The sequence below is a fragment of the Heyndrickxia camelliae genome, assembly GCF_002844575.1.
Taxonomy (GTDB): domain Bacteria; phylum Bacillota; class Bacilli; order Bacillales; family Bacillaceae_C; genus Margalitia; species Margalitia camelliae.
The window spans coordinates 1-14,233 of sequence record NZ_PIQO01000018.1 but is presented as its reverse complement, the minus strand read 5'-3'; the positions used below and the strand labels follow the sequence as shown (position 1 = coordinate 14,233).

The 14,233-nt window shown below is 34.5% G+C and carries 7 protein-coding genes; 5 read left to right on the top strand and 2 right to left on the bottom strand.

Annotated elements, in window-relative coordinates; genetic code table 11:
• Nucleotides 1-7: 7 nt before the first annotated feature.
• Complete coding sequence (ahpC, locus tag CWO92_RS18855) at nt 8-571, bottom strand: alkyl hydroperoxide reductase subunit C (RefSeq protein ID WP_101355764.1); 564 nt, start codon at nt 569-571, stop codon at nt 8-10.
• Between the two features lie 762 nt (nt 572-1,333).
• Complete coding sequence (locus tag CWO92_RS18850) at nt 1,334-5,461, bottom strand: collagen binding domain-containing protein (RefSeq protein WP_165786724.1); 4,128 nt, start codon at nt 5,459-5,461, stop codon at nt 1,334-1,336.
• A gap of 869 nt (nt 5,462-6,330) precedes the next feature.
• On the opposite strand from CWO92_RS18850, the gene CWO92_RS18845 reads away from it, so the two are divergent.
• The 5 genes from CWO92_RS18845 to CWO92_RS18825 all read left to right on the top strand — a co-directional run.
• Nucleotides 6,331-7,254, top strand: a complete 924-nt coding sequence (locus tag CWO92_RS18845; RefSeq protein WP_101355762.1) for a response regulator — start codon at nt 6,331-6,333, stop codon at nt 7,252-7,254.
• Nucleotides 7,251-8,291 carry a HEAT repeat domain-containing protein gene (locus tag CWO92_RS18840; protein ID WP_101355761.1) on the top strand — a complete coding sequence of 347 codons (1,041 nt, stop codon included), beginning with the start codon at nt 7,251-7,253 and terminating at the stop codon, nt 8,289-8,291. The genes CWO92_RS18845 and CWO92_RS18840 overlap by 4 nt, the downstream gene beginning before the upstream one ends.
• Before the next feature lie 2 nt (nt 8,292-8,293).
• Nucleotides 8,294-9,712, top strand: coding sequence for a glycosyltransferase family 2 protein (locus tag CWO92_RS18835; protein WP_101355760.1), 1,419 nt, complete (start codon nt 8,294-8,296; stop codon nt 9,710-9,712).
• Nucleotides 9,709-12,900, top strand: coding sequence for a hypothetical protein (locus CWO92_RS18830; protein WP_101355759.1), 3,192 nt, complete (start codon nt 9,709-9,711; stop codon nt 12,898-12,900). Before CWO92_RS18835 ends, CWO92_RS18830 begins: the two co-directional genes overlap by 4 nt.
• 184 nt (nt 12,901-13,084) lie before the next feature.
• Nucleotides 13,085-14,233 (top strand): response regulator (locus CWO92_RS18825; protein ID WP_101355758.1); only part of this gene is annotated, 1,149 nt, incomplete at its 3' end.

Below are 14,233 nucleotides of genomic sequence, written 5' to 3'. Positions count from 1 at the left end.
ACACTCCTTAAATTTTGCCTACAAGATCAAGGCTTGGCTTAAGGGTTTCAGAACCTTCTTTCCATTTTGCTGGGCAAACTTCCCCAGGATTATTACGAACATATTGTGCTGCTTTAATTTTATTGATAAGTGTACTTGCATCACGGCCAATACCATCTGCATTAATTTCAATAGCTTGGATGATACCATCTGGATCAATGATGAATGTACCGCGGTCAGCTTGACCTAATTCTTCGATAAACACATCAAAGTTACGAGAAAGAACATGTGCAGGGTCACCAATCATTGTGTAAGTAATTTTACCAATTGCATCTGATGTATCATGCCATGCTTTATGAGTGAAGTGAGAATCTCTTGAAACAGAGAATACTTCAACGCCAAGTTCTTGTAAGGTAGGGTATTGATCTTGAAGATCCTCAAGCTCAGTAGGGCAAACAAAAGTAAAGTCTGCTGGATAGAAGCAAACAACACTCCATTGACCTTTAAAATCCTGTTCCGTTACTTCGATAAACTCACCGTTTCTGTAAGCTTGTGCTGTGAATGGTAGTACTTCTTTTCCGATTAATGACATAATCTAGTTCCTCCTAAATGTAATATTTATAAATTATAGATAGGTTGTCCAATACCAATTGATAGAAGCAATCTATCTATAATTGTTTTTAATTTATACTAATTATTATATAGAGATAATTATATATGTCAAATATAAAGTACCTTGATTTACAGTTTAAATATATTGAGCACTGCATAGTTGTTTTATTTCATCATAAATGAATTTCAATTGTAATTGAGAAAAATAAAAAGTAAATGATAGGTTGATAGCCTTATTTGAACGCTTTCACAAAAGATATTATGGATTATTTATTAATTCTTTTCATCGATATGTAATCATCACCTAATATTCAAAGGGTTAACGAGTGTGGAAAGGCTTGCTTATTTTTTAAAATGAAACTATATTCCAAACCTCACTTTGTTCAAAGATACGAGATAATTATTATTTACAAGATCTATAACATAGTGTGAGACAAGTATATGGATTAAGGATTTCAGGCATTTTGTCCAACTTAGTCTTCTTTAGAAGCAGGTCATTTATTAGGATAAATGCGAAATTGCGAGAAATTGATTGGTAGATAACAAATCTATAGATTTATCACTGACTGTAGGATACTGTGCATGTATTTCTATGAAAGCGTAAGTACTTATATGGATTGAACTATGCACTAAAAACTCTGTTTCCAATTGTATTTTAGTTATTCCATTGGTATTTTAAACGGAAAACTATCGAAATGTAAAAAGCTATTGATTGTGGAGTAACAATCAATAGCTTATCTTTTTATCGAACCTTTTCCTTTCTTCTATATAGCAAAATAATCAATCCCATAAGGATGAACCCAGAACCAATATAAAGAGTAGTATAGTTTGAATTTTCACCAGTTAGTGGTAAATTTTCACCTTTAGGTTTAACAACGTCAGTAACTCCTGGAGCATTAGGTTTATCCGAGTTATTTATGTCTCCTGATTTCGTTGGTTTATCCGGGTCATTTGCGTCTCCAGGATTAACAGTATCTCCTGAGTTTGTCGGATTATCTGGGTGATTCGTATCCCCTGGATTTGTTGGAGTATCTGGATTATTTGTGTCTCCAGGGTTATTTGGGTTGTCTGTTCCTCCGGGGATAGATGGCATTTGTCTATTTTTTATGGTTAGGGAAAGGATACTTATTTGCTCATTTTTTATTTCAAACTCAATAGGTTTGTTATCTAATATATATCCGTTTGGTGCTTTAATTTCTATAAGCTGGTATTTCCCTGGAATGAGGTTTTCAATATAGATTTCTCCGTTTGCGTCGGTAGATAAGGATTCTTTTCCTTCTACTATACCGTACTCATCCGTTGCAGCGTTTTTATAAAGCAATTTAAAAACTGCATCCTTTAATCTTTTTGTAGGATTATTCGCGTCTACCTTTACTAATTTTAATGCATGAATAATTTTATTGTTCTTAACTGTAATTTCGGTATTTGAATTCTCAACATTAACGGTTATGTCGGAATGGTTGACGGCATATCCATCAGGTGCCTTAACTTCTTTTATTGTATATTTATCATATGGAACATCTTCTAAGAATGCTTTTCCGTCCTGGTCTGTAGTAACGGTAGTTACTAAATTATTTTTACTGTTATAGATTTCAAATGTAGCACCAGTTAACGAATTCTGATTCGCTGCATCTACTTTTATGATTGTAAGCTTTCCTTTTCCCCTTTCATTTGTTTTGGTAACTTTCTTCAGAGACGTCTGATCTTTATCAATTGTAAAATTTATAGGGGAATCATCTTGCTTATAATATTTTGGAGCTTTAGATTCCAAAAATTGATACTCTCCGGGTTCTAGATTATTAAGCGTGATTTTGCCTTCTTCATTCGTTAAGTAGGTACCGACTGTCTTATAATCCTTGCCTTCCTTATGCTGCAATTTAAATTCAGCACCTTGAAGCTTTAAATCATGATTTTCATTATCAATCTTCGTTAATTCAACAGCATGATTGATTTTTTCATTTTCAATTTTCGCCTCGGTGGTTGGTGCTTTAATTTCAATAGGTTGGGCATCGTTTATGCCTATAACATATCCTTCAGGAGCACGGTCTTCCTTTAAAAGGTAGTTTCCATAAAGCAGTTTATCAAATTTTACCTTACCATCTTTATCGGTAGTTAATGTTTTAATGACAGCACCACTCTGTTCATCAATTAGAGAAAAAATTGCTCCTTCAAGCATAAGCTTGTTATCTGCGGCGTCTACTTTCGTAACCTGAAGACTTCCAACTTCACCTTCCCCGGTTCCCATTCCTATAGTTCGTTTAACCGTAACGGATGATTGAGACTTCGTTACTTCCGTTGTAATTTCTTTTCCGGTAAGCCGTATATTGTTTTGAATAGACTCTCCGACTTTTGCAAGAATCATAGATTGATATTCAAGAATATACGGTTTACTAATAGGTTCTGGAAAAGTAATTTCAAAGTAATCCTCACCATCAGAATTCCGTAAGTAAGCAAGCTTATAATCCTTGTTTAATTGTAATTCGGATCCTTTGGATACTGACCCGTTTTCAGCTACTGATGTCGTGTATAGATGAAAGGAGTTTTCCAGTATCACTTGGTTCGGGCTTGGAGTATCCGTTAATTTAACATCCGATACATAGGATTGTCCAAAGTTAATATTAGCCGTCCAGTTAATTATTTTTCCGTTTTGATTTCCCGACTTGTCGATATATTTTCCGCCATTTGGTACAGAAACACTGGCAGAAAGGTCTGTTACTTTATTTTCGCCGTCATAAATACTTGCTGTATTAACGTATTTATCTTTAATCAGCAAATGGTTAAGACTAGTTTTATAGGTTATGAGATAGGCTGAGTGGATTTTTTTATTAAAAATAATCTTTAGCTGTTTTTTGCTTTCATCCCATTTAACAGAATAATCCGTGTCTGGAGCAAGTTCCGTTTGAATCGTGCCATTTGCACCTCCAGTTAGATCCATTTTATATACCTTCACAGAATCGAGTAAAAGTTGCTGACCCCCGCTTATGATATCGACAATGGATGGATCTGTGATAGATTTGAGATTATAGTTTACCCCTATGTTCCATGTTATTTCTTTATTAATTGCATTATAGGATCCATTTTTAAACCCGTTAGATTGTGTGTACGTATCAGGCGTGAATTGAGCGTTCGCATCTTTAGAGTGTTCTTTTCCATTTTCGTCTTCCCAAACGAGAATTGCTCTATTGTCTAAATATGTTTTTGTTTGATCCTGCCTTCCCTCATAGTTAAAAACTGTTTTGTACTTTAATGTTACGGGGCCATCACAACCATTCAAAAATTCAATTTTGAACTCGTTATCGCTGATGACTACTAGTTTATAATCTTCATTTACTTGCATAGGACCTTTACTGCTAGAGATGGTTAATGTTTCTGGCAGAAGCGTCAATCCTTTATTTGTAAAAGTGTCGGTTAGTATAACATTGTTCATCGGAAAATAATCCTTATTAAAGGTGATGGTCCAAGATGTAGTTTTATTTTTGTAGTCGGTTGTATCATTCGATTTAGAAAGGATTTGCTGATAAATGGTTCTTTCTGCGGTTTTACTATTTTCCGATGATAGAACTGTGTTTGTAATTTTCGTATTTTCAAAGACACGGCTGGAGGCTTTCGTTTTGTAAACAATTTTATAAGCAGATTGGATATCCTCGTTAAACTTTAATTTAAAGCCATTTTGTTTCTCTTCAGTTAATTTATTTAGGGTATATTCACTACTATCGACATCTTGTATATTGCCTTCTCTGCCATTTGAATCGATGTTTACCTTTTTCACAGTAAATGAATTCTCTAACAGTTCTTGAGAATCATTAAACATATCGGTTAAAATAGCCTTTTCTTTTGGGATAATTTTTTCATTATAGTTATATTTAATTTCCCAAGTAATGGTCTGTGATACAGGGTCATATTTTGTAGATGTTTTCTCTAAAGAAACACCTCTGTGAACACTGACAGATCCAGTTGCTGATTGCTCCTTGAAATTTTTGCCTGTTAAAAAAGCAATGTTTTCGTACTTGGTTTTATCTTGGTCTATTATGTTTGTTGTATAAATTACACGATAGGCGGATTTTATATCGCCAAGATTGATTTGGAAGTCCCTACCATCAGAAGTCTTTTCTATTTTTAATCCGGGAACTTCCTCCCCTTGGGTTACACTCCCATCTAATCTAGTTATAAGTTTATAAACCTTGACTGAGTTAGCATCTAATTCCTGGCCGTCTTGAATCGGGTCTTTTAGAACGGCGCTATGAATATTTTCTAAGTTTTTATTAAAGTCTATAGTCCATGCAATACTCTCGGTGTTATAGGGTTTGTTAGGGGTTCCTTTTTTAGTAATGGTCGGACCTTCCGGTTGAAAAACAATGGGGATTTCTATCTGTTTACCATCTGCAATGGGTGTTATAATAATTTTTTTATCTTCGGTAATGGTGACAGTTTCGCTAATTTTTGATAAAACTTCTATAGTTCCTTTGATATTCGAGTGCGTTTCAATGAAATCATTAAAAACAATTTTCACTGTTCCGTCAAAATCAACAGAAAAAGTTCCTATTGTTTCTCCATTAAATAATATAGGCTCCTCTTTAATAGTTTCATAGACTACTAATGGTTCAGGTAGTCTAAATTGATAGGTTGCTCCACTCTTATATCCATGCCCATTTGGTAGTTTCCAGTCATATTTTACTGAGATAATGGTACTGCGGTCCACTTGATCAACTTGTTGACCAACGGTGTTTTCAAATGTCAGCACAGCGTTTGTAAGAATATTTTCCTTAATCTCTTTGTTATCTTGAGGTTCGTCAGCTTTTGTAACAAGTGGGGTGAAAACACTTTGTGCTGCAAGCAGTAACATCATGATGATGATGCTAATTTTCCTCATAATTACCTCCATGCTATTTCAGTTTTGCCTTTCAATCACCTTTGATTAATTGATTTTGCGGATTTTCTTTCCAATGGGGGTACAGGAACTAATGTTACATATAGGTGGCTTTTATCTGATAATACTCCTATATTCGTAATTCGTACGGGAAACGCCAAATGCAGGGTCAACGACAAAAGTGAAAGTAATAGATTTAGTTCCAATCTCCATTTGTCATTATTGGTAAGTTCTTCAAAGCAATTGAATTGTTAACCATATACAATCGAACGATACCCTGAAAGTCCAATATTTTGCAGTTCCCATCCAATGCCCTTATCTTAAGAATTCTGAATTGATCGATTAAAATAAGTGTTTTAAAAGGAATCTTTGGAATAGTAATCGTGCTGATTGTCCCTTTTAATGAATTTATATTCTGTTTGGAAATAGATTTAATTGGGACAATTGCTTTATCATAGCTGCTATCATACTTACCGAGTTACTCAAAAAATGTTCCCGTTTAGCATGGAATCTTTCTTTTTGCACCCAAGGATACAATAGAAAAGCGACTCCTAATAGAACTGAAGCTAAACCCCAGGCCAATCCGCTTTATCACCTTTTACAACTCCATCTAATTTGTCTACCTCCTTCTTGAAAAAAAAGTATATTTTGTGATGAATTCTTCCTGTTAGAAAAGAACTATCAAAACTATCATATCGTCTCATTCTATACAATTTCTAAAATTGTAAATTTTCAGAGTTGTAGTATACTGAAACATAGAAAATATAGGTATTAAGATATCCCATTCCATTTGTTGATAAATTGTAGAGTTTAAGAGAATATAATAATTACCACTCTATATAAATTAAAAATACGATAAAGGGAAGAAATATATGAATGCTTCAGTTGTAGAAAATGGAAGTTTAGAAACAAATGGTCTCTTACTAGACCTGGAGAATGTTAAGTATCTATTTAATGTATTAAAAGCCAATGTCATACGCTCAAGGACTACGATTACCGCAATATTTATTGCGATTCATGATTCAGTGGATTTCTTTGATGAAGAAGCTGATCAAATACAAGCAGAAGTAACAAAGTTTTTGCAATCTACCATTAGACAGACGGATTTGTTATTCCCATTAGAAAGACCTGGGCTCGCGTGGGGTGTTATATTGTCACAGAGTGGTGAGAGGGAAGCTAAGGCGTTTTTTCAACGATTGCATGCACAGGTGAAAGATAAAAGCACCTTCTTGTTTCAACGTTTCGACCTTTCTTTTTCAGCCAGTATTGCGGAAATTGGTACAAGCGATGTGAGCTTCGAGGCACTCTTAGAAAGCGGTTATAATGAATTAATTAATGGATTACAGAAAGGTGCTTGGCAGATTGAATATGTACCTCTGTTTAAAGAGCGAAAGATTGAAACCATTAGAGTAAGTATTTTAGAAGAAAATGATATATTTCGTCATGTACTGCAAACATCCATTGAAGGACTGCCGTTAGAGGGCTTTCAATTGGAACTAAGAACTTTTCAAGATGGTTATGAATTTATGGAATCTGACTGGTACCATTCAAGTCATACCCATATTGTTATTATGAATGATACTCTTCCAAGGAAGAACGGCTTGGAAGTTTTACATGCGTTGCGCCTGCTACCGAACAACAAAAGGTTTACGATTTTTATGATGACTAAAATGAATTCGGAAGATAACATGATTTATGCATATGAAAAAGGTGTGGATGAGTACTTGAATAAGCCTTTCAATATTCGGCTATTTGAGGCAAAAATGAAAAGAATATTTAAGAGGTTATGGTCATGATAGAAATATCTATAAATGTTTTAATTCGGGGAATTATTCTGTTATCGGTATTCCTTCTTTTTGTATGCATTTATTTATCCATACGAAGGGGAATAGAAGTTGCCCATCTACAAAAAAAGAATTCGTATATCAAGAATAATCAAACCTTATGGTATCGCTATTTTCGTGACGAAATTAGCTTTACTCGAAAATTAATCCCAAAAGATAAATTTGAAATCCAAGGGCTGGAGGAAATATTTCTTGTTTATATAAAACATTTGTCAAATGAATCCATCCAAAATAAGATTAAACAATTCTCTAATCAGCATTTAAAACAGTATTATCAAAAGAAGTTAAAGAGTAGAAAATGGAGTTCCAGAATGAATGCTATGTACAGGATTATAGACTTTTATATTGATAGTCTTGTAAATGATTGTAAAGCATTGAAAGCAAGAAATTTATCTGCCGAAGAACAATTCCTGCTGTTGAAAATTTATTCCTCTTTTGACTCCAAAACATTTTTAAAAGAATTCCTTTCTTTAACAGTAGCATTTTCGGAATTTGAATATAAGAAATTGCTAGCGGGTGTTAGCTCTGAAATTCTTGAAGAATTGCTTGATTGCTTTGATAAGTTGCCACTAAATGTACAATGCTCGATTATCGATATTTTGGGGATAAAGAGAAATTCTGAATACCTGTCATTTTTAGAGTCGATGCTTCAGCATGAAAATACGGAAATTCGTATTCGATCTTTGAAAGCTATTTATGCAATAGGAATCATTTCAGATCTTAACCAATATATGCCTTTTATTGACTCTTCTATATGGGAAGAGCGTTTAATGATGGCAAAATTATTGGGAGTATTGCCGCTGTCAGAAGCTGGTCTTCATTTAGAAAAATTATTAACAGACCAATCATGGTGGGTGCGTTCCCAAGCGGCAACGACAATAGGAAAATATAAAGACGGTGAGAAATTGCTGAAGCAAGTGATATTAGAAACAAAGGATTCTTTTGCTGCAGATATGGCAAATGAAGTCCTGAAGAAAAGGGTGTATTGAATATGAAGATATTAGACTATATATTACTTTTTTTTGGCGGTCTCATCTTTCTTTATATGGCTATTGTCATCTTGTCATACAGCTGCATGATGATTGTTTCCTTTTTTAAATTAAGAAAAAAATATCAATTAGATAATGAGGCTGAAGATGAGTATATAGAAGCCATTTATACGAAGCCGGTTTCGATAATTGTACCAGCATTTAACGAAGAAGCTGGTATTATTGACAGCATACATTCATTGCTCAGTCTTCAATATCCTCAAGTAGAGATTGTCGTTGTCAATGACGGTTCAACAGATCAGACCCAACAAAAAGTGATAGAGCAATTTCAAATGAAACAGATACAGAAAGTTGTACATGAACAACTTTCAACGAAGCCTATCCGCCAAATATTTCAATCGGAAATTCACCCAAATTTATTATTAATTGAAAAGGAAAATGGAGGCAAGGCAGATGCTCTTAATGCAGGAATAAATGTTTCAAAATATCCATACTTTTGTACGATTGATGGTGACACTCTTCTGGAAGAGAAATCTCTTTTGCGTGTGATGAAACCTATTATTTTTTCAAATGAAGAAGTCATAGCCGCCGGAGGAAATGTTCGGATTGCAAATGGTATGGATGTGCACCTCGGGTCTGTTTTCCAAAGGAAATTATCCAGTAACCTTCTTGTAGTGATGCAGATAATAGAATATGTTAGAGCCTTTTTGCTAGGTAGAATGGCATTAAGTAAATTTAATTTAGTTCTTATTATTTCCGGCGCATTCAGTGTGTTTTCTAAACAATGGGCTGTAGAGGTAAACGGGTATTCCACTAAGATGATTGGGGAAGACATGGAACTGGTGGTGAAATTACATCGGTTGATAAAAGAAAAAAAATTAAAGAAGAGAATTGAGTTTGTACCTGAGCCAGTATGCTGGACAGAAGCTCCCCAACATATGTCGATTTTAAGAAAGCAACGAAGAAGATGGCATCAAGGCTTAATTGAAAGTTTATGGAAGCATAGAAAAATGACCTTTAATCCAAAATACGGTGCGGTGGGATTGATTTCATTCCCATATTTTTGGATGATTGAATGCTTTGGGCCCTTGATTGAACTAGGAGGATATATTTATATTATTATCGCCTTTTTTATGGGAGATATTTATTATGAATTTGCAATCGCATTATGCTTCCTTTTTATTTTGTATGGTTCACTATTTTCTGTAGCCTCCATATTGCTGGAAGCTTGGGCAATGAACACATATCCAAGGATTAAAGATGTCTATCGTTTGATGCTGGTTTCATTATTAGAGATATTTTGGTATAAGCCATTAACGCTCATTTGGAGATATGAGGGCTTTGTCTCCTTTATTAGGAGAAGAAAGGATTGGGGAAATATGCAGCATGGCGGGCTTTCTAAGAAAGGGTGGACAGAATGAAGAAAGTATATTTTGCAGTCTTAATTTTGGTTATCGTTCTATCCTTGCCTATTCTACTATGGTATTTAGAGCCAGGCAAAAAGCTGCAAATTGCCATTATCGATAAAACGGTACCCAATGAAACATATCGGGAACATCTAGGGATTACTTGGCTTTTAAATTATTTAAAATACAAAGATGATAAGAATAATAAATATAACGCATCAAATGATTATTTTGGTTTCGTTCCAGAGGAAAAGAGGAAAAGCTACCATACTCGTCCACTGCCTAGTAACTATGACAAATATGATGTGATTTATCTTGCGGATACATATGGTGTTTATAGAGAGGATCTCCCATGGGTGGAAAAGTCGCGAGAAGGAGCGCGATCAGAGAAGATATATGGCGGTTTGCAGGAAAAAGAGTGGAATAATATTATAGACCGGTTAAATAAGAAAAAGAAAAGTCTGCTTGTAGCAGAGTATAACACTTTTGCGTCCCCTACAAATGAGGTAGTGAGGAAAAATGTGACGGATTATTTAGGAATTGATTGGTCGGGTTGGACCGGACGCTATTTTGATGAACTTGATCCCAATAAAAATAAGGAAGTTCCTAAATGGATTGTGGATGAGTTTCAGGATTCTTGGAAATATAAAGGCGAGGGCTTTATTTTAGTAAATGATTTTACTCAAAAAGTAGTTGTCCTGGAAACGGGGAAACATATGAAGGAGGGGGGAATAAGCCTTTCTTTCACAAAGGAAGGAAAGAAGTTGTTTGGGCTTGAGAATAGTCCAAACTATCAATACTGGTTTGATATCGTGACACCTAAAGAAGATGCAACCGTATTAGCAAATTATAAGTGGAATTTAACCGCGGAAGGAAAGAATGTTTTAAGAAAGAATAATATTCCTGATGAATTTGCAGCTGTCATTTCCGGTAAGCATGGTTCATCCTCTAGTTACTATTTTGCGGGAGATTTTAATGATATTTCAACAGTGCCTCAATATTATCAAATAAAAGGTATACAGAAAGTATATAAATTAGCTCAAAAGTATTCTGATAGCTCCTTCTATTGGTCTACCTATCTTCCGATGATGGAAACTATTTTAGAAGAATATCAGAAATCCCATAACATTAGTAAAGAGAATCGCACAGAAAAAATAGGATATAATGCAAGAATTCAAAAGGATTCCTTTGAAATTTTGAAGGGGAACAAGTGGGTGCCGATAACCATAAAAGGGGTGAATATTGGGATGGGGAAACCAGGAAGTTATCCTGGTGAAGCCTCTATAACTGAGGAGGAATATTATAGGTGGTTAACGGAAATTGGGAAGATGCATGCCAATACGATACGTATCTACACCCTGCATCCACCAGGTTTTTATAATGCTTTAAAACGATATAACGAAAGCCATAAAGAAAAAATATATGTATTACATGGGGTTTGGATTGATGAAGAGCCGTTAGTTAAATCACAGGATGCGTTTGAAAAGAAAAATTTACAAGCGTTTCAAAATGCAATGAAAACGACAGTAGATGTGATTCACGGAAATAAAATTGTGAAACCGAGAACCGGACATGCATCAGGTGTATATAGGGCAGATATTTCCAAGTACGTAATAGGGTGGATATTAGGGATAGAATGGGATCCATTTATGGTTCAAAATACAAATAAAGTCCATTCTTCATTAGGAGATTATAGCGGACAGTACTTTGAAACAAAAAATGCTAAGCCTTTTGAATACTGGCTTGCTTCGCAAATGGACACCATTACGAAATATGAAATCAAAAATTATCATTGGATAAGACCGATGAGCTTTACGAATTGGGTTACGACTGATATTTTGAAGCATCCGTCGGATTCAACGGGCCAGGAGGATATCGTAAGTGTCAATCCAAATGTGATTTATACGAAAAGTGAGATGAATCTAACGAAGGAATTTGCTTCTTATCATATTTATCCTTATTACCCTGATTTTCTGAACTATGATAAAAAATATCAAAAATCTGTTAATCGTCGCGGTCAATTAGATAATTACGCTGGTTATTTATCTGATTTACATAAAGTACATCGCATTCCGATTTTAGTTGCGGAGTTTGGAGTGCCAAGTTCACGGGGGTTAACGCACAAAAATATTTATGGGATGAATCAAGGAAACTTATCAGAGAAGCAGCAAGGAGAAATTCTCAGCCATTTGTTCAAGGACATTTCGGATGAAAAACTGCTTGGCGGACTTATATTTACATGGCAGGATGAATGGTTTAAACGAACATGGAACACGATGGACTATGATAATCCTGATAGACGGCCATTCTGGTCCAATACCCAAACAAATGAGCAGGAATTTGGATTATTAAGTTTTGATCAAAATAAAATTCAAGTGGATGGCAATACAAAGGAATGGAAAACGAATAGTTTATATGAAAAAAAACAGGGGGACATGAAGGCTTTATATGTTGACCATGATGAAAAATATTTATATATTCGTTTAAATTACAATCCAAAAAGCAAAGGATATCCTATCTTTTTATTAGATGTCATTCCGAATCAGGGAAATCATTTTATAAAAGGAAATGAAAGTATTCATTTTACAAACGGGGTTGATTTTTTAATCAATTTAAATAAAAAAGAATCAAGAGTGGAAGTGGATGATTACTATGACTTTTTCACCTATCTATATGGCCATAAAGTAAAATTGATTCAACCAACCCCAGAGTTGCCGAAGAAAAATAGCGGGGCATTTTCCAGGATATATTATGCATTAAATAAGCCATATTATATACCTGATAGAGACATTACTCTTCCGTTTAGTAAATATGAAACGGGGAAACTAAAAGAGGGAAACGGAAATCCGGCTTCTAAAAATTATAATTCACTTGCAGATTACAATGTAAATGAAAAAGATGGAGTGATTGAACTAAGAATTCCGTGGATGTTAATACAGGCAAAGGACCCTAGCCAAAAGGAATTTATGGGAGATATCATCAAAAAAGGATTACAGGCGAGTACATTCATTGATAAAATCAATATAGGAGCTTTGTATTTTGATGATAGCGGTAATTTGACTGATACCTTCCCTTCTACAAGTAAGGGGAATCTGTTAAAAATGGAAGGTTATTCATGGACCAACTGGAATAAACCAGTGTATACAGAACGTTTAAAACAGTCGTATTATATAGTGAAAGATCTGTATTCAAAATACCAATAAGAAAAAAATACATTATAGTATTGCAAATTAATACTATAAAAATATAAGAAATGGAATCAATTAAGCATCTTTTTAGAATTGACTCACATAACCAGATATAATAGATTTCAATTAGAATATTTATCCATTAAATAGTATCAAAGCTTCTTTAACCTTACTAAATGATGAGAATGAGGAGAAACCTATGAAGGCTATTCTAATTGACGATGAAAAATTGGCTTTGGATTATTTGGAGCATCAGCTTCTAAAAGTTGCGGACATTGATATTGTAGGGAAGTATACCAATCCCTTTATGGGAAAAGAGGGTGCTCTTAGGGATAAGGTAGATATTGTATTTTTGGATATCCAATTGCCTGAAATCAATGGAATTGAATTGGCAGGGGAAATTTTATTAGAAAGACCCGAAATGAATATTGTGTTTATTACAGCTTATGATCGCTATGCAATTGAAGCCTTTGAGCTTAATGCTTTGGATTATATTTTAAAACCTGTCAGTACGGAGAGAATAGTAAAAACTATTCGACGGGTTCAAAATCAGGGGGAGGGGAAAGAGACCGTTTCAATCCCTCCCGCTCGCAAGATTCATATGAAACTGTTTAAGCAAGTTTTAATAGAGACAGAGAAAGGACATTATACTCCTTTACGCTGGAGGACCGCAAAGGCACAGGAACTATTTCATTATTTGCTTCATCATTACGGACAACTTATTCGTAAATCTGTTTTAATTGAGTTACTTTGGCCGGAATATGAACCAAACAGAGCCTATGCTCAATTGTATACGGCAATTTATCATATTAGAAAGACTTTGGAACCCTTTAATATCCATTTTCAAATTTTAAATGTTATGGATGGCTATATTTTAAAAATAGAAGGGGTTCAATTGGATGTCGAAGAATGGGAGAATTACATTCTTTTAGAAAATCCAATCAATGAGGAAACCATTCATAAGTATGAAGAATTAATGCTTCTGTATACGGATGACTATTTATCGGAATATGATTATTGGTGGGCGGAAAGTAAGCGTCAAAGATTGAGAGATTTATGGATTCGGAAAAACTTACAAATAGCGGAATGGTATTATGCTTCTAATCAAAAGGAAAATGCTATCGAGAAGTATCAAGAAATTTGCAGACGGCATCCGGTGACGGAAGAGGCGCACTATGCTTTAATGCAGATATATGCTTCCGAACAAAATAATATTATGGTGCATCAACAATATGAACTCCTTGCTAAAGTGTTAATGGAGGAGTTTAATGTATATCCAAGCACCAGTATTAAAGCATGGTATCAAAAATGGAGTCAAAAAAGAGGCTGGGACATAACTAGCTTCAAA

Coding starts and splice junctions, on each gene's coding strand:
- ahpC (WP_101355764.1), bottom strand. CDS start 571: ATGTCATTAATCGGAAAAGAAGTACTACCATTCACAGCACAAGCTTAC.
- CWO92_RS18850 (WP_165786724.1), bottom strand. CDS start 5,461: ATGAGGAAAATTAGCATCATCATCATGATGTTACTGCTTGCAGCACAA.
- CWO92_RS18845 (WP_101355762.1), top strand. CDS start 6,331: ATGAATGCTTCAGTTGTAGAAAATGGAAGTTTAGAAACAAATGGTCTC.
- CWO92_RS18840 (WP_101355761.1), top strand. CDS start 7,251: ATGATAGAAATATCTATAAATGTTTTAATTCGGGGAATTATTCTGTTA.
- CWO92_RS18835 (WP_101355760.1), top strand. CDS start 8,294: ATGAAGATATTAGACTATATATTACTTTTTTTTGGCGGTCTCATCTTT.
- CWO92_RS18830 (WP_101355759.1), top strand. CDS start 9,709: ATGAAGAAAGTATATTTTGCAGTCTTAATTTTGGTTATCGTTCTATCC.